Here is a 19,062-nt window from a genome sequence, read left to right on the forward strand (position 1 = left end):
CAAAATTCTTAAAGAAATTCTGAGTTATTGTGTAATATAACTCTGTCAGTGAGTGTTCTACTTCACTATTAAGGTCTAATCGTTATATGAAAAAAAGAGCCATTTATCTTATTTTATTAATGCTAATACTAATTGCATTAGCCGTACTTTTCCGCGCGCATAATCAATATTTATTACTGCAAGGGGAAGTCGATGCACCAGAAGTGATTGTTGCCTCAAAAGCTAAAGGTCGTGTAATTGAGCGCCATATAGAGCGAGGTGATGATGTCAAAGCCGGGCAATTAATGATCACATTAGAAAGCCCCGAACTTAACGCACAAGTTGCGGCACTCGAAGCTGCCAAAGCACAAGCACAAGCTCAATTAGATTTGTCACTACATGGCACAAGAGAAGAGAGCATTCGTAATTTAGAAGCGGTGTTATCTCAAGCCAAAGTAGAAGCCAGTAATGCGACACGAGATTATCAGCGTATTAGCGCTGTGGCTAATCAAGGTTATGTCTCAGCAACTGAACTGGATAATGCACGCCGTAGCCGTGATGTTGCATCACAACGAGTAAGAGCTGCCCAAGCAGAATTAGATGAAGCTAAAAATGGCGATCGCATTGAATTACGTCATAAATACATGGCTGCGGTACAACAAGCAGAACAACAACTTATCGAGCTGAAGATCCAACAAGACGATTTACAAGTGAAAGCACCCGTTGATGGTGAAGTTGGGCCAATTCCGGCAGAAATAGGTGAGCTTTTTAATGCTAATAGCCCACTTGCGACACTGATTCGTATTCCTGACGCTTATTTTGTTTATAACCTGCGTGAAGATATTTTAGCGGATATTCGTAAAGGTGATCGCATTACTATCATGGTTCCTGCACTGGGCAACAAAGAAGTCGAAGCGGAAATTCGTTATATCGCTCCGATGGGTGATTACGCAACAAAAAGAGCGACAAGAGCAACGGGTGATTTCGATTTAAAAACGTTTGAAATTCGACTGTATCCTGTGACACCGATTGAGGGACTACGTCCTGGTATGAGTGCGTTATGGCGCTGGGATAAATAAGGGCGAATAATGAGAGTAAAAGCAGCTTGGCGTGGCTTTAGTAGCGCATTTTCACGAGAAACTCATATGGCAGTTCGTAGCCCCGTTTTTCACTGGCTAAGCTGGCTGTTCCCATTGATGTTATTCACGTTAATTAGTGCTAACTTTTCTGAAGGTACATTGCTGAATTTACCCGTCTCAGTGATCAATAATGATAATAGCCCATTATCGAGAACACTGATCAGAGACTTAAATGCAGGTTCCCATGCACAATTAAATACATTAGATGGCAATCCTCGTACAGCAATGGAACGACTCGGTAGCGCAAAAGATTACGCAATACTCACAATATCCCGCCATTTTGAAAGCAACGTATTAGCTGGAAAGCAACCCACCACACGTATGTATTACAACGGGTTATATTATGCTGCTGGGAGCTACGCAATACAGGACTTTAGTGGATTAATTGCAGAGCTTAATGCGCAATATCGTACGGTATTGGCACAAGAAATGAATAAACCTGTTCCACCATTAGCAAAAGTAACGCTCTCTTATGACAGTTTGTTTAATGCCAGTGGTAGTTATATTTATTATCAGCAATTTGCAGCTACCATCCATATGCTTCAATTATTTGTTGTGACCTGTACGATTTATTCGTTGTCACGCGGTAATATGCTATTGAACATTAAGCCCTTCACATTTGCACTTATTGGTAAGCTCACACCTTACACACTGTTTTTCTTGACCTTATTAATTGTTGAATTAGCAGCATTAGTGCATTTTTCTGGGGCAAAGGTAAATGGTAATCCGCTATATATGGTGTTGGTCGGATTCTTTTATATTATTGCGGCTCAAAGTGTGGGATTACTGCTTTTTGCGTTTACCAATAGTGCGATCACTGCGTACAGTATGATAGGGATGTTGGTGAGTATTGCATTGGCATTTTCAGGAATGGCTGTACCTGAACTTTCAATGATATTACCTGCACAAATTATCTCGAATCTAGAACCGTTAACACACGCTTTAAATGCGATGTTTGATATCTTCTTAAGAGAAGTATCACTACAAGGTATTTTGTATGTTTGTTCACTCTTACTGATTTATCCTTTTGCTATCGCCTTCTTAGTTCGTAAACGTATTTTTAAACGATTGGAATTACAGGTAGGTGTTGCATGATGCAGATGTATTTCCAAACTTTTAAACGCGTTCTACTGGGCATGTTAGAAAAACCTATGTGGATGTTGTTAATTGTTTCTCTGTGTGTGATGAGTTTGGTTTATGCCAAACCTGTTTTATGGGATCTACCTGTCGCTGTTATCAATCAAGATCACAGTCCTGCAAGTTATTCACTTATTCGTGCATTAAACTCGACACCCAAATTAAGCATTAAGAACTACGATAATTTAGATGAAGCGCGCCACGATATGATTATGCGAGAGCTTTTTGCCATCATTATTGTGCCAACTGATTTTGAGAAGAAATTACTCAATGGTAAAGATGTCACTGTTCCGGTCTTTGGTGATGCCACAAACCGTCTTGCCAGTGGACAAATCCAGCAGGAATTGATGTTGGCTTATCAACAGTTATTAGATTCTTACAATGATCGTATTTTACAAAATGCCGGCTTTAGTGGTGAGCAATCGAAAATCCTGTTAAAGCCCATTCAAGGTGAAACCATTGCGATGTATAACCCTGGTGTAAGTTTCGCAGCGATTATTTTTCCTGGGTTATTAGTGATGTTGTTACAGCACTCGCTCTTAATTGCTTGTGTCCGTGTCAGTATTGCAGTAAGAAGTACACCGAAAGGAAAACCACCGCTAGCTGTTTATTTAGGGGCATTATCTGCACTTATTCCGATTTGGTTATTTTTGTCGGCTGTATTCTTTGCATTATGGCCTTGGGTATTAGGCTATCGCCAAGAGGCTCCACTTTATCAAGTCTGGATGCTGACATTTCCATTCTTATTAGCAGTTTTAGGGTTAGGTAAATTAATTACAGAATGCTTGCGTAGTGTTGAGATGATTTATCTGACACTAGCATTTGTAACAACACCTGTGTTCTATATTTCTGGCACGATCTGGCCACTACAAGCAATGCCTGATTGGGTATTTGCCATTTCATCAGCATTACCTTCTACATGGGCTGTAAACGCTATGGCAGGCATAAATCAAATGGGATTGTCATTCCAAAGTATATTGGGTGATATCGTGATGATGTTGGTTTTAGGTGTGATTTATACTGTATTAGGTGTACTGGTGGGTATGTTACGTAATGGTGAGTTAAGACATATTACGCACCAATTTAAACATTGGTTACATCATCGTGGTGAGTCAAAATAAAAAGCCCTTAAGGGCTTTTTATTTATTGCTAAATTATCAACAAAAGAGAAGTTGTTATAAGCAATTAAATATCTTCATTTTAGAAGAGGTGAACTCTCTACTAACTTCAATAGTGTAACGGGTAATAAATTCCTTTTATCCATTTCACAAAATAGATATGAAGTGGATTTATCATTGAATTCTTACTCTACCAACGCCAATCCAGCTAACTTACGCCAATAGCCATTACAGTCATGATGATGAACTGTCGTCAGTGGTTGTTGGCCTTGTTCATTTTGGCGAAATTGTTGCAAGGTATCAAAAATAGCGTCAGATTCAGGAGATAAACGGATAATATCCACTAAACCTGCCATTGATGCTTGATCGTTACCCAAGTTATAACAATAGCCACTTTGTGTTTGAATACCATTGAGCACAAATACTTGCTGATTTTCTTGAGATAATACTTCACGGCCTTGAGGGTATTTTTGGCAACAAGTTTCACAATCATCTTTAGAGCGATTTTCAGAACGGGCAGTAAAACAACGCGCTGAATAAGCTAAAGGAAGATGCCCGTAAGCCAAAACTTCGACTTCAAATTTATTCCGAATACCCAATGTTTCACATTGGTTTAGAAGGTTACTTAGCCATTCGCGAGAAAGTTCTACAGGCATACACCAACGTATCATTCCTTGTTTATGCAATAAACGTAGCGCATAAGCGTTGTAGCAATTTAGTCCGTGACCCGCAATAAAAGGAAGATTACGCTCATAAAGCATATTGATGACGCCAAAATCATGCGCTTCAACTAGAAATTCACCGTTATCAACCAGCTTAGTAATTTCTTTTAATTCAGAAGGTGCTTGTAATAATGCTAAGGTAGAAAGAACCACTTGTTTACCACTTTTAGCAACTTCTTTGGCAAGATTAATCCAATCTTGAGGTTTAGTTTCTCGGCGTTTACTGCAAACTGTTTCGCCTAAATAGATAATATCAGCATCACATTGTTTTGTTTTTTCATAGAACGCTTCGAGTGCTCCTTTTTGCCAATAATAAAGTACAGAGCCTAATGCATATTTCATTTTCTTATCCTTATTATTGCCATTTACGGTGATAAGCACCCAATGTTGTTTGTGTTCCTTCTGAAATTTTACCTAATGCATTCATCCAGCGAGGATCAGTGCTAAAGCCTTGGGGATCTTTTTTACATTGATCAATTGCCGTTCTCCAAACTCTTGCAACTTCAGTGACATAAGCAGGGCTACGCTGGCGACCTTCAATTTTGACAGAGGCAATATTCATTGCCATTAATTCAGGTAATAGGGAAAGGGTATTTAAGCTAGTTGGCTCTTCTAATGCATGATAACAATGGTCATCAACAAAATAGCGCCCCTTACACAGTGTTGGGTAGCCCGCATTTTCATCAGGCGCATAGCGATCTATCAGGACATCATTAAGGCGAGATTCCATTCCTTGTGGTGTTTGTTGCCAACGTACAAAACGTGCAGGAGAGCAAGCACCTACGGTATTGGGTGATTCACCGGTTAAGTAGGAAGAAAGATAGCATCGACCTTCAGCCATAATGCATAAGCTACCAAAGGCAAAAACTTCTAAAGGTACTGGGCTAGTTTGTGCTAACTGTTTTACTTGATGAATAGATAGAACTCGAGGAAGAACGATACGAGCCACATCGAAGTTACGCTGATAAAATTCAATCGCTTGTGTATTGGTTGCAGAGGCTTGCACTGAAACATGGCGCTCAATATTAGGATAACGCTCTGCGGCGTACTCTAACATGGCGATATCTGCCAAAATCAGCGCATCAGCACCTAAAGATGCTGCCATATCAACCGCTTTTTGCCAGCGTTCAAACCCATCAGGGTGAGCAAAGGTGTTTATTGCAATATGCAATTTTCGCTGGTGGCGGTGAACATAATTAACCGCTTCTTGTAACTTCTTTTCTGTGAAATTCAAACCTGCAAAATGTCTTGCATTCGTATCATCTTTTAAGCCGATATAAACGGCGTCCGCACCATTATCTATGGCTGCTTTTAAGGCAGGTAAATTACCCGCAGGGCACAGCAATTCCATCTTCACTTCCCTTTAGAAATTAAGAATGATCAGAAATTGTAATGAGTAAGATAAAAAAAGGTTTTGATTTAAGGCAGAGAAGTTTGTTTTTTACTTAAGTAAAATCAAAGAACTCAAAAAGCGAACAATGGATTAACAGAATATTGATATAGGATCGCAGAATATCTGTTCATTTCTGGCACAATAGCCCCTAAATTTATTTATAGGAGTCCGAACGTGTTTAACAAAATTCGTGCCCATTTGGTAAAAGAAGGGCCTCGTTTTTTACGCTACCCTTTACAAGTTACCCCATTTGCTTTGCAACGCGATATTTTAGAACAGTTTTTAAGTTGGCAGTTTCGTGAATCCCTTGCGGAAGGTGATCTACACTTTTTAGAAGATAAATGGCTAAAAGTTGAGATAAGAGACTTACATTTACAGTGGTTTATCAGTGTTTGTGATGATAAATTAGTGGTTAGTCGCTTAGAAAAAGAAGATGTCAGCTTTAGTGGTAATGCTAATGATCTTATTTTAATTGCTGCTCGCAAAGAAGATCCTGACACCTTATTTTTCCAACGCCGTCTACAAATTGAGGGTGATACAGAACTCGGGTTATATGTTAAGAACCTGATGGATGCAATTGAATTAGACTCAATGCCATCTGTGTTGCGTTTTGGTTTATTACAACTGGCTGAGTTTGTAAAAAGTGGACTTCAAGAAGAAACTGAAGACAAAATGCACAGCCATGAACTGAGCTCAACTTCATGCTAATACGTGTTGAAATTCCTGTTGATATTCCTGCTATTGATAGCCTTTTACGCCAAGTGTTTCCGACAAGCTCTGAAGCTGATTTAGTCGGACATTTACGTGAAGAAGGTCTATTAACATTAGGTATGGTGGCTATTAGCGATGAAGGCCAATTAGTTGGCTATATCGGTTTTACACCAGTTGATGTTGATGGAATAGATTGTCAGTGGGTTGGTCTTGCGCCACTTGCTGTTGCACCAGAGTTCCAAAACCAAGGTATTGGACGCCAACTGATTAATGAAGGGCTGGATAGCCTAAATGAATTTGGGTATGGTGCAGTCGTAGTATTGGGAGATCCCAAATACTATCTAGTATCGGGTTTTATTCCTGCTAAATCTCAAGGTTTGCATTGCAAATGGCCTGATACAGAAGAGGCTTTTCAGCTTTATGCGTTAGAAAATGGCAATGTTGATGATATCCATGGTTTAGTCAACTATTCGCCATTGTTTGACCAATTTAGCTAAATTTATTTGTCCTGTATTAAATACAGTGCAATGTCTGAAGGCTGGTCTGTGATCAGCTTTTCTTTTTGCGTCTTTTTCAATTGTTTTAATTGGTATTCAAGTTGAGAAGCACGCTGTCTATCGCCAACCTGACAATGAAACTCTAATAATAGAGGGCCTTTACCTTTCAGTGCCTTAGCACCAGTTCCATTCTGATGTTGTTGAAAACGCCTCTCAACATTTGTCGTGATCCCTGTATAAAGAGAACCAAGACGATTTCTAACAATATAGAGTGACCACATTGTGTCAGCCATCATTTTTTCCTTTTCGTGCTACTTTTTCTTTTGATAAATAATATTTCTTAGTTTTTTAAGTGAGTAATTTAAGGTATGTCAAAAATAAATCTATTAAGTATATCAATATGTTGTGAAATATTTGTGACAATAAAATTTATTATTTAAAAAATGACATTCAATTTTTTTGAAAGTGAACAGCAATTATTGCTAATTTTAAAGTTAAACTAAAGCGCATAATATGATCCACATCACAGAGACACACTCCGCGATACCTAACAAAATTAGAATTAAATTGGAGTTTATTATGAAAAAATCTACATTAATCGCTGCAATATTAGCTTTAAGTGCTATTTCATTCGGTTCAATCGCATCTGATAGCGTATCAAAAAGCCCTTCTGTTAATGGTGAGTATATCACAATCACAGGCAGTGATACTTTAGATGGCTTAACCGCTAAAATTGCTCAAATCGCAAAAGATGAAGGGGCAAAAGGCTTTAAAGTTGTTGGCGCAACTGGTGAAGATTACCTCACTGTAAATGCTGAAATTTATCGTTAATTTTGACTATTTTTGATAAATAATCTGTAATAAGAGACACGCGGTAAGACGCTCGTTTTGATGATATAATTATCATCTAAACAGCGTCTCTTTTTGTTTCTATGCAGGTATATTATGTCTTCATTAGACTCGATCAAAATAATTAAACAATATGTACGTGATAACCATGTGTTTACCTTATGTACAACATGTTCGTTGGGTGATGTTTGGTGTGCTAATTGTTTTTATTGGTTCGATGAAAGTCAGATGAGGCTTGTTTTTCTTTCAGAAAAGAAGACTCGTCATGCTCAGATGATGCAGGAAAATTTATTAGTTGCAGGGAGTATTAGCACACAAGAAATTGTAGTATCCAATTTACAAGGCATCCAATTTACTGGGGCTGTTTCTTTGCTAGCAGGTAAGGATGACTTCAATGCAAGAAAACATTATTGCTTACGTTTTCCTGTCGCATTAGCCGCCATCCATGTACCTTTATGGGAATTACAATTGCAAGAAATTAAGATGGTGAATAATCAATTGGGGTTCGGGACTAAGCTTTATTGGCTACGTAATTAAGCTTCTTATTTTCTTAACTTCTTATTATTCCCAAAAATAATGACTTTTTTGTTCCCATCCTTTTAAAGACATACAAGAGGTGTAGAAGGTTTTTCTGTCTTCTTGATTAATGTCTTCAACATAACTTTCTGTCATTGGTACACGTTCTGTGTAGGTTTTTTTATCCCCACAGTGATCTTTATCATCTTTACGACATGTTTTTTGTACATCACGATAAACAGTACGTTGTAGCACTTCTTTGCGAATAGGGTAGCGAGTATTCGCATCAAGTTCACAAAGCATTTTAGCTTCTTGTAATGTGTAATCTGATGCACCTTTAGGTTCCCAAGTGCTGCTACAACCAGAAAGTAAAACTATTGAAAAAAAAGGGAAAAGTGCTATTTTCATATCAAATATCATCATAAAAAGAATAGTGAAGAGCGTTAATAATAAAACAAAACTAATCACTTTGACTATCATTTTTGAAAATGATTCGCATTTGATAACGGAGGTGATTAAATGAGAATGGTGAAAGAAAAAAAGCTCATTATAAATGAGCTTCTAGATATTAATTCAACTTATGAATAACCTGATTACTACTACCACGCCACAGTAATGCGGGATCATAAAGTTCTTGTACAAACTTTCCATCAATTAGCACGTTTATATAGCTAACAACTTCTTGTTGCTCTGGTGTCAAATCTGCTAGCAAATAGCCTGTCCAAACCCAAATATCTTTTTCAGGGCATTCGGCTTTGACTCGTTTTACCAAATGCAAAATTGTAGATAAATTTTGTGGATGTAAAGGATCACCCCCCGAAAGCGATAATCCTTGTCGGTTGATTCGGCTATCTTGAAGATCCGCAATAATCTGATCTTCCATCTCTTGGGTAAACGGCTTGCCAGACGTTAACGACCACGTTGATTTGTTATAACAGCCTCGGCATTGGTGTATGCACCCTGCAACAAACAGGGTGCAACGAGTACCAGGGCCATTGACAACATCAACAGGGTAATATTGATGGTAATTCACTTTCTTAACCTAACTGACCATTTGCCAGATGTTTCACTCGACGTTTAACTTCTTCTTGTTTACCCGCATTAAATGGACGTGAATCTGGGCTACCTAAATATCCACATACACGGCGAATAACAGAAACTCTCGCTGGGTTGTGATTACCACAACGTGGGCAAGTAAAACCTTTGCTAGTGCAAGAGAATTCACCGGTATAACCACAGTCATAACATTCATCAATCGGAGTGTTTGTTCCGTAATAAGGAACGCGGGTATAGCTGTAATCCCACACATCTTCTAATGCTTTAAGGTTATGTTGTAAGTTTGGATATTCGCCATAGCAAATGAAACCACCATTGGCTAATGGAGGATAAGGTGCTTCAAAATCTAGTTTGTCGTATGGATTTACTTTTTTCTCAACATCTAAGTGGAAGCTATTGGTGTAATAACCTTTATCCGTTACACCCGGCAAAATACCGAACTCAGCTGCATCTAAACGACAGAAGCGATCACATAAGTTTTCACTTGGTGTGCTGTAAAGGCTAAAGCCATAACCTGTTTCTGCTTTCCACTGGTCTGTTGCTTCACGCAGACGATTGATAATTGCGACGGCTTTTTCTCTTAAGGTTTCATCATCAAAAACGTGTTTTTCAGTACCAAACAACGCATTAATGGTTTCATGAACACCGATATAGCCTAATGAGATTGATGCTCTGCCATTTTTAAAGATTTCGGCTACATTATCATCTGCTTTTAAGCGAACACCACAAGCACCTTCCATATAAAGGATTGGGGCAACACGCGCTTTGACGTTTTCTAAACGAGCAATACGAGTCATCAGTGCTTTTTTCGCTAATTCGAGGCGATCATCGAGCAGTGACCAGAATGTCGCTTCATCACCTTGAGCTTCAATTGCAATACGCGGTAAGTTTAGGCTGATAACACCGAGGTTATTACGACCTTCATGGATCATCTCACCATTTTCTTCGTAAACACCTAAGAAGCTACGACAACCCATTGGCGTTTTAAATGAACCTGTTACTTTAACGACTTGATCGTAATTTAAAATATCGGGATACATGCGTTTACTTGCACATTCAAGCGCAAGCTGTTTGATATCGTAATTAGGATCACCGAACTTATGGTTTAAGCCATCTTTAATGGCAAAAACGAGTTTAGGGAAAACAGCCGTTTTACGGTTTTTGCCTAAACCAGCCATGCGATTTTCAAGAATAGATCGTTGAATTAAACGCGCTTCTTTTGACGTACCAAGGCCAAAACCAAAAGTGACAAATGGGGTTTGTCCATTAGCAGTATGTAGTGTATTAACTTCATACTCTAAAGATTGGAATGCGTCGTAACACTCTTTTTCAGTGCGCGCATTGGCATAGGCTTCTTTATCAGCAATCTGCCACTCTTGCGCTACTTTATAGTGTTTGTCATAACTTGATTTTACAAACGGCGCTAATACTTCATCGATACGATTTATCGTTGTACCACCATAAATATGGCTTGCTACTTGTGCGATAATTTGTGCAGTTACTGCTGTTGCTGTTGAAATAGATTTAGGTGGTTCTATTTCTGCATTTCCCATTTTAAAACCATTGTTTAACATGCCTTTAAGGTCAATTAGCATACAGTTAAACATAGGAAAAAACGGTGAATAATCGAGATCATGATAATGAATTTCACCACGCTCATGAGCGAGTACCACATCTCTTGGCAGGATATGCAATTTTGCGTAATGTTTAGCCACAATACCCGCAAGTAAATCACGTTGGGTAGGGATAACTTTACTGTCTTTATTCGCATTTTCATGAAGAATAGAGACATCACTTTGTTCGATAAGACCTCGGATTTCCTGAGTTAATCTTCCACGTTGCTCACGGGCAACATCTCGGTCATGACGGTATTCAATGTAGGCTCTGGCGACATCTTTATGCTCACCAGCCATCAGCTGATTTTCTACGGCGTCTTGGATCTCACGGATATCGACATTCGAACGTCCTGCGAGAGATTGTGAAACGGATTGCGCGATAGAATCGCAATAATCATCATCAGTGATCTCACAAGCTACGGCGGCTCTTTTGATAGCATCGCTGATGCGGGTTTGGTCAAAAGAGACTTTACATCCGTCTCGTTTTATCACTATGGTTTTCACAATCTTGCTCCTTAACTATTTATCCACAGGCTCAAATCCCATAAAAACAGGTGATGGCACAGCATTCAGGCTTATTGTGGATAAGATGTGTATAATTACTATATGTTGTATGTCGGTATGTATTAAAGCACAATATATAGTAATTGAAAGGGAAATAATCTTCATTAAAACTGATCTAAATCAAGGTATTTTTGCTACATCAGGCATCAAGAGGGGTTAGCTGAATTGTAAATATGTGCCAAAAACAGAAGTGATAAATTATTATCAAAAAATGAGAGCATAAAAAAAGCAAAGTGCTCATAAAGAGACCTTTGCTTTTTTATGACCTATTTTTGAAATGAAATTAACGGATAGCAATAACTTCGATTTCTACTTTTGCATCTTTTGGTAAACGAGCAACTTCAACACAAGAACGAGCTGGGAATGCTGCATTATGCTCTTTAAAGAAAGCTTCATAAGCGGCATTAATGGTACCAAAATCATTTAAATCTTTTACGAAAACAGTGGTTTTGATGATATTAGCAACAGTTAAACCCGCTTTTTCAATAATTGCTTTTACGTTTTCTAAAGATTGACGAGCTTGTTCTGCGGCATTATCAGAAACAAATTCACCTGTAGCTGGATCAACAGGTAATTGGCCTGAAGTGATCACTAAATTACCTAAATCAACGCCTTGTACATAAGGGCCAATTGCTGCAGGGGCTTTATCGGTATTAATTTCGTAAGACATGTAGAACTCCTGTTTTTATAAGATTAAGGCTAACGCTTGATTAGCACGGCGCTATTATAGCCAGCGCTGTAAGTTAGCAATATGACAGATATCAGGCTTTATCATAAAGTCTGTGAGTATAAAAAGAAAATAAACTCATGCAATTACCCTTTATTAACGCCTGCTTTTATCAGTATATATCCGATTATTAGAGAACTTTTTTTCACAAAAAGAGGTTTATGTATAAATTCTATTTTTTACAAATCTCCTCTTTATGATTTTAAGGGGTAATTATTCTATAATAGAAAGATATCGTGCTTTTTTATGATCTTTTTATCTGTGAATTACTGATGTACGATTAAAAATAATCACAGCGGGCACTTATGACACAATTCAATTCACTTTCAAGCATCACCGCTTTTGTTGCAACAGCTCAAACAGGTAGCTTTACTGAAGCTGCATCTCGTTTAGGAGTAACCAAATCAGCCGTTGGAAAAAGCGTGACTCGGTTAGAAGAACATTTAGGTATTAACCTACTATTAAGAACGACACGACGTTTAACGTTGACCTCTGAAGGTGAGTATTACTTACAGCAGTGCGAAATTGCACTTTCTATCCTTGAACAAGCAAATAATCAAGTCCAAGAAAACCAATCGGTATTAACAGGAAAAATCCGTCTGGATTTACCGTCTGCTTTTGGTCGTAAATGTATTATGCCTGTTTTAATGACATTAATGGATAAGCAGCCCCAGCTTAAGATGAGCATTTCATTTAGTGAGCGCTATATTGATATGCATGAGGAGAGCGTGGATTTAGTCGTTCGTATCGGACATTTGCCTGATAGTAGCAATGTTGTTGCTCGACAACTGACAACACAAAAACTGGTTCTCTGTGCTTCTCCGATTTATCTGCAAAAACATGGCATTCCTAAAGAAATTGAAGCGTTATCAGACCATCGTTGTATTGTTGGATTTCGCCAAGAAGCCCCTTTTTATTGGATGCTAAAAGAAGCTGATACCTTCCGCCAGTATATTCCAACTCCTTTTTATGAACTTGCTGATGGTGATGCAATGCTTGACGCGGTGAGCCATGGCTATGGTATTGCTCAACTTCCGTTATGGATGATTGGGGATCTGCTTAAAGGAGGGCAATTACAGCGTATATTGATAAAAACAGAAGGGTATCAATCTCCTATCAATATGATGTGGCATAAAGGGCAAAAAGTGCCACCTAAAACACGTTATATAGCAGATGCATTGCTTCAGGTGGCAAAAGAAGGTGGGTTTGATGAGTAGAGAGTTATTGCTGATAAACTATTTTACCATTTGGTGATTGCAATCGTACTCGTAACCAAATAGTACTCAATGCAAGCAGTGAAAAAAGTATACCTACCCAAATTATCATTTGTAATTCAAAATGTTGAATTACCCAAGCCCCTACCATCGAACCTACGGTTATCCCTAAATTAGAAAAGGCGATATAAAGACTATTTGCAAATTCAGGGGCTGCTTTTGCATCTCTCATTAACCATGTTTGAGAAATAATTAATCCTGATGTATGTAGTATCCCCCAAAAAATAATCAATGGGATCATAGCAAGCGCCTGAGAACCGCTTAACCAGATAAATAAGTAGATAAAACAGAACAAGATTGGGTAAGTTATTGTTGTTTTAACGACATTTCGCTGTAAATAGTGACTAAAAATAAAATTACCAAAATAACCACTCACACCAAATACAATCAGTAATGTACTGGTTATATTGTTTGAAAACCCAGTGATATTCACTAAAAAATCAGCAATATAGCTAAATCCAGCAAACATGGCTGAAAAGATAAGTGTCACAGTAGCAATACTTAACCAAACCGTTGGTTTTGTTAATACTTTTAGTTGATCACTAATCTTAAGAGGTGCCGTGACTTTAATTGAAGGCACAAAAAACACAATACCAATAAAAGCGATAACACTGGTGATAGCGCCAAACCAAAATGCCATATTTAATGACCAAGTTTCAGCAATAAAAGCACTAAGTGGCATACCTAAAACCATTCCCACCGCAACACCAGAAAAAACAATAGCAACGCCATGAGTGGATTTTTCTACTGGTACTGAATTTGCGGCTACCATCAGTGCTATTGCGAAAAATAGCGCATGGGTAAATGCAGGCAAAATACGAAATAGCAAAATAACGTGATATTGATGTGTTAATGCATAAACAGTATTGGAAATAATAAATAAAGCCATTATGACTAACAGTACCGTTTTACGATTAAATCGCCCAAATAAAAGTGTAATAGTAGGACCTGTTATTGCGACAACAATAGCGTAGATACTGACTAAAAAGCCCACTTGTGGTGCAGTGATATTCATCTGTTCGACAAGTTGTGGTAGCAATCCAATCACCGCAACTTCGGTTGTGATCACACCAAAAACAGCAAGTGATAATGTTAAGAGTAATAAGCGAGTTTTTGTTTGCATAAGTCTATCCGCAGAAGGCGAAAATTCGTCTCTGTCAAAGTAATTAAGTAAATGATTTAGCGGATATATCCTGACTTTATGGTGACAAAAAATGAGGGAAAACAGAAGGTCTACTTTGGTGATTCTAAGTAGAGAAAATATCTACAATAAGTACAAATTGGTATTTTATTGTATTAATAATAAAAAAACTATCTGCCCTTGCGAGCAGATAGTTAAAAGAATTAACGAATAACCGCGTGGCGTTCGAACTCTTTTTCACAGTACTTGCAGGTTAATACAACATCTGAGGCCAGTTTTTTGACACGGAAACTACTTTGCACTGGCTCGTTATGGCTAATACAGTTGCTATTAGGACAAGGCACCACATCTTCAAGCAATTCTGGCAAGCTTAATGCCATCTTATTAACGACTTGATAATCATCAATAATGTTGACGGTTGCTTGTGGTGCATACATCGCTAATCGGTTTGCTTGCTCTGAGGTTAAAAAGACATTTTCGATTTTTATTAAGTCTTTTTTACCTAAATTTTCTGAAGGTAAATTAAAACCTACGGTTATTCTTTCATCCGTTTCAGTTAAACGGAACAGTGAAAGAATTTTAAAGCCCACCTGCGCTGGAATATGATCAATAACAGTCCCACGTTTGATAGCTTCAACTTTTAGTTTGTGATCATGTGTCATGGTGTGCTCCTTATTAAAGAACTAAGTTTTTATTCAGAACTAAGGCAAGTAATGCCTGACGTGCGTAGATACCATTTCCAGCTTGTTGGAAATAATAAGCGTAAGGTGTTTTATCTACATCTGTCGTGATTTCATCGATACGTGGCAGTGGGTGTAAGATCTTAAGGTTATCTTTCACATTCACTAAATCAGCGCTAGTTAAAACAAACTGTGCTTTCACATTTGCATATTCAGAAGGATCTAAACGTTCTTTTTGTACGCGTGTCATGTAGAGAATATCTAGCTCTGGCATCACTTCATCGACTGTTTCATGTTGGCTATATTCAACACCATTTTCTTCCAGCAAGTGAAGAATATGCTCTGGCATCGCGAGCACTTTAGGGGCGATAAAATAGAGATGATTACCTTTAAATTTCGCTAATGCTTGTGCCAGAGAATGTACTGTTCTGCCATATTTTAAGTCACCGACCATTGCGATATTGAGATTATCTAAGCGGCCTTGTGTTTCTTGGATGGTAAACAAATCCAGCAAAGTCTGTGTTGGATGCTGATTTGCACCATCACCCGCATTTAGAACAGGAATATCACCAGCAAACTCAGAGGCTAAACGTGCTGCACCTTCTTGAGGATGGCGAATAACAATGGCGTCAGCATAAGTGCGAAGAACCGAAATGGTATCCGCTAATGTTTCACCTTTTTTACCCAGTGAAGTGTTGCTTCCATCAGAAAAACCGACAACTGATGCACCTAGGCGGTGGATAGCTGTCTCAAATGATAAGCGAGTACGTGTTGATGCTTCAAAAAAGCAGCTCGCAATCACTTTGTCTTTCAACAATTCGTTATTAGGTTGCTGTTTTAATTTATCAGCAACGCGAAGAACAGCTTCCAAATCTTCCCTGTCCAGATCATTGATGGAGATAATATGCTTTTGGTAGAGCGGATTAGTCATTAGAGTTCTCCTTTAGCGATGAATTGTGCGATGAATGGTTTTTTATAGGCCAAAAAAAACCCCTCCATAAGAGGGGTTTTAAAAAATTGGGCTATTGGAAAAAAGTGAATGCGCTTGCGACCGGTTAAGGTGCGATTTTTTTTAACACATTGGAATAGGCGCTGTTTCATCTTTCCTCCTGACAAATTGTGGCGCATTATACGCATCTTAGATTTACACGCAAGCGTTTGCTTTTGTTTTTTTCTAAAAATTTTTTTTTGATTTAAAAATCAATAAGCTTGAGATAAAACGAAGAAAACACCTATTTTTTCTCGATTAAAAAATAGGTGTTTTGCATGATTATGTATTTCAGAACGGATTGGCAAGGGTTGCGACCATCACGGCTTTTATGGTGTGAAGACGGTTCTCTGCTTCATCAAATACAATACTGTGTTTTGATTCGAACACCTCATCAGTGACTTCAAAACCACCATATAGATTAAACTCTTTAGCTAATGCTTTACCCATTGTGGTTTCTTCATCATGAAAAGCGGGTAAACAGTGAAGGAATTTGACGTCTGGGTTTCCTGTTAATTTCACAACGTTCATATTGACCTGATAAGGCTTCAGTAACGCAATACGCTCTTTCCAAACTTCTTTTGGTTCGCCCATAGAAACCCACACATCAGTGTAAAGAAAATCAGCATTTTTAACACCTTCAGCTACATTTTCAGTGAGTGTGATATTTCCGCCATTTTTCTTGGCAATCTCTTGGCATTGAGCAACTAAACTTGCTTCAGGCCAACATGCTTTAGGTGCAACTAAACGTAAATCCATACCTGTTAACGCAGCCGCTTCCAGCATAGTATTTCCCATGTTATTACGAGCGTCACCAAGGTAAGCAAATACGGTTTCCGATAACGGCTTGGTTTGATGTTCTGTGATGGTCAGTAAGTCTGCTAACAGTTGAGTTGGGTGAAATTCATTGGTTAAACCATTCCAAACAGGTACTCCTGAATATTGAGCAAGTGCATCTACCGTCTTTTGCCCATAACCTCGGTACTGAATTCCATCATACATACGGCCTAATACACGAGCAGTATCTTTTATCGATTCTTTATGTCCAATTTGGCTTCCGCCCCCTAGATAAGTCACTCTTGCACCTTGATCAAATGCAGCAACTTCAAAGGCACAACGAGTACGTGTTGAGTCTTTTTCAAAAATCAGTGCGATGTTTTTTCCAGTAAGATACTGAGTTTCTTGACCTGATTTTTTGGCTTTTTTTAATTGTGCTGACAATGTAAGTAGTTGTTGAATTTCAGCAGGTGAAAAATCCAGTAAACGTAAGAATGATTTCTGATAAAAAGGGTTCATAGAGTGATATCCTGTTATTGAATTTATATTCAATTTATATCAATAAATATTCATCATCAACCCCTAAAGGAAAACTTTTAATTTAGACAGTCTGCGATAAGCGCATCATATTAGGTATGGAGTGTTGATTCGCCCTGTGGGAGAATGAACAAGATACCTTTTCAGACTATTGCGGAGCATGATTATGGCGGACAGCAAAGAGTTAGCAGAACAACGTGAAGAAACACGTCTTATTATTGAAGAATTACTGGAAGATGGCAGTGATCCTGATGCACTGTATGCCATTGAGCACCATATTTCTTGTGAAAACTTCGAAACACTAGAAAAAGCAGCCGTTGAAGTATTTAAATTAGGTTATGAAGTGACTGAACCTGAAGAAATCGAAGTCGAATCAGGTGAAATTTTAGTTTGTTTTGATGCTGTGAGTGAAAGTGGTTTAAATGCTGAGCTTATTGATGCTCAAGTTGAACAGTTAATGAATTTAGCTGAAAAAATGGGTGTTTATTACGATGGTTGGGGAACTTACTTTGAAGATCCTGACGCTGAGTATGATGATGAAGACGGTGAAGACGAAGACGACGAAGATGAAGAGTCTGATAAGTCATCACGCTTACATTAATTTTTGCTAAATGTTGTCCCTTTGTGCCTGATTTATCAGTGCAAAATAATAGCACCAGCCACAAAATTATTGCTTTGTGACTGGTGTTATTGGTTTTAAGGGGAGAGCGATTAATCCATCACACCAAATTTACCATTGTCATAATCATTAAAAGCTTGTTGTAACTCTTCTTGCGTGTTCATCACAAAAGGCCCTTGTCCTACAATCGGCTCATTAATTGGCTCACCGGTTAAAATTAAAACAATGGTGTCACCCATTGATTCTAATGTGAGCGTATCACCATGATTATCTAACATCACCATATCGTGCTGACGTGCAATTTCACTGTCATTGATATGTACAGCACCTTTCACCACAAACAGCATTGCATTATGACCTTCAGGAATACTGTAATGTGAAACACCTGCGCGATTTAAACGTAGATCCCACACATTCAGCGGCGAGTAGGTCATTGCCACACCTTGTGTGTTGGCATAATTACCGGCAATCACTCTGACATAACCTTGGTTATCCGGTAATTCAACATGAGGGATATCCTCTGCTTTCAGCGCCTGATAACGAGGCTGTGTCATTTTGTACGCTGTTGGCAGATTCACCCAAAGTTGCACCATTTCCAATACACCGCCTTCTTTGGTCATTTTTTCAGAGTGATACTCTTTATGCAAAATACCAGAAGCAGCGGTCATCCATTGCACATCACCTGCGGTAATCGTTCCTGCGTGACCTTTAGAGTCATGATGAGAAACTTCACCTTGATAGGCGATTGTTACGGTTTCAAATCCACGATGAGGATGCACTCCTACACCACGGGCATTAGTAACAGGTTTAAACAGTGTTGGCTCGGCATAATCCATCAGCAGAAACGGGCTATGTTTCTCACCATTTTCCTGATAGGAAAATAAGGTGCTGACTGGAAAGCCATTACCTACCCAGTGTGAATTTGGCGCCGAATAAATATGATTAATCTGTCTGATAGTCATGATTGTTCTCCGAGTTAAGGAAAGAAACCGCAATAACCAAGACACAGAAGGAGGTAATAC

At 38.4% G+C, this 19,062-nt stretch carries 22 protein-coding genes; 9 read left to right on the forward strand and 13 right to left on the reverse strand.

Annotated elements, in window-relative coordinates; genetic code table 11:
* Window positions 1-86: 86 nt before the first annotated feature.
* From LG402_RS01560 to LG402_RS01570, 3 genes are read left to right on the forward strand one after another with little or no spacing between them, the layout of a single operon-like run.
* Window positions 87-1,058, forward strand: coding sequence for an HlyD family secretion protein (locus tag LG402_RS01560; protein WP_166540303.1), 972 nt, complete (start codon window positions 87-89; stop codon window positions 1,056-1,058).
* A gap of 9 nt (window positions 1,059-1,067) precedes the next feature.
* Window positions 1,068-2,213, forward strand: a complete 1,146-nt coding sequence (locus tag LG402_RS01565; RefSeq protein ID WP_227336305.1) for an ABC transporter permease — start codon at window positions 1,068-1,070, stop codon at window positions 2,211-2,213.
* Entirely contained in the window at window positions 2,213-3,376 is a 1,164-nt protein-coding gene (locus LG402_RS01570; protein WP_166540369.1) for an ABC transporter permease, read from the forward strand. Before LG402_RS01565 ends, LG402_RS01570 begins: the two co-directional genes overlap by 1 nt.
* Before the next feature lie 182 nt (window positions 3,377-3,558).
* Here the strand turns inward: LG402_RS01570 and LG402_RS01575 are convergent, their stop codons facing one another.
* Window positions 3,559-4,437, reverse strand: coding sequence for a U32 family peptidase (locus LG402_RS01575; protein ID WP_166540305.1), 879 nt, complete (start codon window positions 4,435-4,437; stop codon window positions 3,559-3,561).
* 13 nt (window positions 4,438-4,450) lie between these two features.
* Window positions 4,451-5,446, reverse strand: a complete 996-nt coding sequence (ubiU, locus tag LG402_RS01580; protein ID WP_109408510.1) for a ubiquinone anaerobic biosynthesis protein UbiU — start codon at window positions 5,444-5,446, stop codon at window positions 4,451-4,453.
* A 216-nt stretch (window positions 5,447-5,662) separates the two neighbouring features.
* Between ubiU and ubiT the strand changes: the two genes are divergently transcribed.
* Together ubiT and LG402_RS01590 are read left to right on the forward strand one after the other, a co-directional pair.
* Window positions 5,663-6,196 (forward strand): ubiquinone anaerobic biosynthesis accessory factor UbiT, encoded by a 534-nt coding sequence (gene ubiT / locus LG402_RS01585; protein WP_166540306.1) that lies wholly within the window; start codon window positions 5,663-5,665, stop codon window positions 6,194-6,196.
* The gene (locus LG402_RS01590; RefSeq protein ID WP_227336306.1) at window positions 6,190-6,696 is read left to right on the forward strand and encodes a GNAT family N-acetyltransferase; all 507 of its coding nucleotides are present in this window, start codon (window positions 6,190-6,192) and stop codon (window positions 6,694-6,696) included. Before ubiT ends, LG402_RS01590 begins: the two co-directional genes overlap by 7 nt.
* 2 nt (window positions 6,697-6,698) lie before the next feature.
* On the opposite strand, the gene LG402_RS01595 is transcribed toward LG402_RS01590, so the two are convergent.
* Complete coding sequence (locus LG402_RS01595) at window positions 6,699-6,989, reverse strand: GIY-YIG nuclease family protein (protein WP_109408513.1); 291 nt, start codon at window positions 6,987-6,989, stop codon at window positions 6,699-6,701.
* 286 nt (window positions 6,990-7,275) lie between these two features.
* On the opposite strand from LG402_RS01595, the gene LG402_RS01600 reads away from it, so the two are divergent.
* On the forward strand, window positions 7,276-7,527 hold the full coding sequence (locus LG402_RS01600; protein WP_166540308.1) for a YdgH/BhsA/McbA-like domain containing protein: 252 nt from the start codon (window positions 7,276-7,278) through the stop codon (window positions 7,525-7,527).
* Between the two features lie 114 nt (window positions 7,528-7,641).
* Window positions 7,642-8,082: a YhbP family protein gene (locus LG402_RS01605; protein ID WP_227336307.1), complete on the forward strand. Its 441-nt coding sequence runs from the start codon at window positions 7,642-7,644 to the stop codon at window positions 8,080-8,082.
* 24 nt (window positions 8,083-8,106) lie between these two features.
* On the opposite strand, the gene LG402_RS01610 is transcribed toward LG402_RS01605, so the two are convergent.
* The 4 genes from LG402_RS01610 to LG402_RS01625 all read right to left on the reverse strand — a co-directional run bounded on the left by LG402_RS01610 (window position 8,107) and on the right by LG402_RS01625 (window position 11,967).
* On the reverse strand, window positions 8,107-8,469 hold the full coding sequence (locus tag LG402_RS01610) for a hypothetical protein (protein ID WP_227336308.1): 363 nt from the start codon (window positions 8,467-8,469) through the stop codon (window positions 8,107-8,109).
* A 160-nt stretch (window positions 8,470-8,629) separates the two neighbouring features.
* Entirely contained in the window at window positions 8,630-9,094 is a 465-nt protein-coding gene (gene nrdG / locus LG402_RS01615) for an anaerobic ribonucleoside-triphosphate reductase-activating protein (RefSeq protein WP_227336309.1), read from the reverse strand.
* 4 nt (window positions 9,095-9,098) lie between these two features.
* Window positions 9,099-11,237: an anaerobic ribonucleoside-triphosphate reductase gene (nrdD, locus tag LG402_RS01620; protein ID WP_227336310.1), complete on the reverse strand. Its 2,139-nt coding sequence runs from the start codon at window positions 11,235-11,237 to the stop codon at window positions 9,099-9,101.
* Between the two features lie 343 nt (window positions 11,238-11,580).
* The gene (locus LG402_RS01625) at window positions 11,581-11,967 is read right to left on the reverse strand and encodes a RidA family protein (RefSeq protein WP_006535650.1); all 387 of its coding nucleotides are present in this window, start codon (window positions 11,965-11,967) and stop codon (window positions 11,581-11,583) included.
* 362 nt (window positions 11,968-12,329) lie between these two features.
* Here LG402_RS01625 and LG402_RS01630 point away from each other — a divergent pair, with 362 nt between their 5' ends.
* Window positions 12,330-13,241, forward strand: a complete 912-nt coding sequence (locus LG402_RS01630) for a LysR family transcriptional regulator (RefSeq protein WP_227336311.1) — start codon at window positions 12,330-12,332, stop codon at window positions 13,239-13,241.
* Between the two features lie 4 nt (window positions 13,242-13,245).
* On the opposite strand, the gene LG402_RS01635 is transcribed toward LG402_RS01630, so the two are convergent.
* The 5 genes from LG402_RS01635 to argF form a co-directional block, all read right to left on the reverse strand.
* A complete protein-coding gene (locus tag LG402_RS01635) occupies window positions 13,246-14,421 on the reverse strand; it encodes an MFS transporter (RefSeq protein WP_166540312.1) in 1,176 nt (391 codons plus the stop codon).
* Window positions 14,422-14,642: 221 nt separating this feature from the next.
* Window positions 14,643-15,101, reverse strand: coding sequence for an aspartate carbamoyltransferase regulatory subunit (pyrI, locus tag LG402_RS01640; RefSeq protein ID WP_006535648.1), 459 nt, complete (start codon window positions 15,099-15,101; stop codon window positions 14,643-14,645).
* A gap of 13 nt (window positions 15,102-15,114) precedes the next feature.
* Complete coding sequence (pyrB, locus tag LG402_RS01645; RefSeq protein ID WP_109408521.1) at window positions 15,115-16,050, reverse strand: aspartate carbamoyltransferase; 936 nt, start codon at window positions 16,048-16,050, stop codon at window positions 15,115-15,117.
* Window positions 16,050-16,220 (reverse strand): hypothetical protein, encoded by a 171-nt coding sequence (locus LG402_RS01650; RefSeq protein WP_166540238.1) that lies wholly within the window; start codon window positions 16,218-16,220, stop codon window positions 16,050-16,052. The genes pyrB and LG402_RS01650 overlap by 1 nt, the downstream gene beginning before the upstream one ends.
* A 178-nt stretch (window positions 16,221-16,398) precedes the next feature.
* Window positions 16,399-17,403: an ornithine carbamoyltransferase gene (gene argF / locus LG402_RS01655; RefSeq protein ID WP_227336312.1), complete on the reverse strand. Its 1,005-nt coding sequence runs from the start codon at window positions 17,401-17,403 to the stop codon at window positions 16,399-16,401.
* A gap of 184 nt (window positions 17,404-17,587) precedes the next feature.
* Here argF and rraB point away from each other — a divergent pair, with 184 nt between their 5' ends.
* Window positions 17,588-18,022 (forward strand): ribonuclease E inhibitor RraB, encoded by a 435-nt coding sequence (gene rraB, locus LG402_RS01660; protein ID WP_109408523.1) that lies wholly within the window; start codon window positions 17,588-17,590, stop codon window positions 18,020-18,022.
* Window positions 18,023-18,132: 110 nt separating this feature from the next.
* Here the strand turns inward: rraB and LG402_RS01665 are convergent, their stop codons facing one another.
* Window positions 18,133-19,002: a pirin family protein gene (locus LG402_RS01665; protein WP_166540314.1), complete on the reverse strand. Its 870-nt coding sequence runs from the start codon at window positions 19,000-19,002 to the stop codon at window positions 18,133-18,135.
* Window positions 19,003-19,062 lie beyond the last annotated feature (60 nt).

Origin of the sequence: Proteus sp. NMG38-2, from assembly GCF_020640995.1 — a bacterium.
Taxonomy (GTDB): Bacteria; Pseudomonadota; Gammaproteobacteria; order Enterobacterales; family Enterobacteriaceae; genus Proteus.

Bases quoted from the DNA above. Each gene is read 5' to 3' on its own strand.
- pyrI (WP_006535648.1), bottom strand. From the start codon at position 15,101: ATGACACATGATCACAAACTAAAAGTTGAAGCTATCAAACGTGGGACT.
- pyrB (WP_109408521.1), bottom strand. From the start codon at position 16,050: ATGACTAATCCGCTCTACCAAAAGCATATTATCTCCATCAATGATCTG.
- argF (WP_227336312.1), bottom strand. From the start codon at position 17,403: ATGAACCCTTTTTATCAGAAATCATTCTTACGTTTACTGGATTTTTCA.
- LG402_RS01610 (WP_227336308.1), bottom strand. From the start codon at position 8,469: ATGAAAATAGCACTTTTCCCTTTTTTTTCAATAGTTTTACTTTCTGGT.
- LG402_RS01650 (WP_166540238.1), bottom strand. From the start codon at position 16,220: ATGAAACAGCGCCTATTCCAATGTGTTAAAAAAAATCGCACCTTAACC.
- ubiU (WP_109408510.1), bottom strand. From the start codon at position 5,446: ATGGAATTGCTGTGCCCTGCGGGTAATTTACCTGCCTTAAAAGCAGCC.
- LG402_RS01605 (WP_227336307.1), top strand. From the start codon at position 7,642: ATGTCTTCATTAGACTCGATCAAAATAATTAAACAATATGTACGTGAT.
- LG402_RS01600 (WP_166540308.1), top strand. From the start codon at position 7,276: ATGAAAAAATCTACATTAATCGCTGCAATATTAGCTTTAAGTGCTATT.
- LG402_RS01570 (WP_166540369.1), top strand. From the start codon at position 2,213: ATGCAGATGTATTTCCAAACTTTTAAACGCGTTCTACTGGGCATGTTA.
- LG402_RS01560 (WP_166540303.1), top strand. From the start codon at position 87: ATGAAAAAAAGAGCCATTTATCTTATTTTATTAATGCTAATACTAATT.
- rraB (WP_109408523.1), top strand. From the start codon at position 17,588: ATGGCGGACAGCAAAGAGTTAGCAGAACAACGTGAAGAAACACGTCTT.
- LG402_RS01665 (WP_166540314.1), bottom strand. From the start codon at position 19,002: ATGACTATCAGACAGATTAATCATATTTATTCGGCGCCAAATTCACAC.
- LG402_RS01630 (WP_227336311.1), top strand. From the start codon at position 12,330: ATGACACAATTCAATTCACTTTCAAGCATCACCGCTTTTGTTGCAACA.
- LG402_RS01575 (WP_166540305.1), bottom strand. From the start codon at position 4,437: ATGAAATATGCATTAGGCTCTGTACTTTATTATTGGCAAAAAGGAGCA.
- LG402_RS01635 (WP_166540312.1), bottom strand. From the start codon at position 14,421: ATGCAAACAAAAACTCGCTTATTACTCTTAACATTATCACTTGCTGTT.
- LG402_RS01565 (WP_227336305.1), top strand. From the start codon at position 1,068: ATGAGAGTAAAAGCAGCTTGGCGTGGCTTTAGTAGCGCATTTTCACGA.
- LG402_RS01590 (WP_227336306.1), top strand. From the start codon at position 6,190: ATGCTAATACGTGTTGAAATTCCTGTTGATATTCCTGCTATTGATAGC.
- LG402_RS01595 (WP_109408513.1), bottom strand. From the start codon at position 6,989: ATGGCTGACACAATGTGGTCACTCTATATTGTTAGAAATCGTCTTGGT.
- LG402_RS01625 (WP_006535650.1), bottom strand. From the start codon at position 11,967: ATGTCTTACGAAATTAATACCGATAAAGCCCCTGCAGCAATTGGCCCT.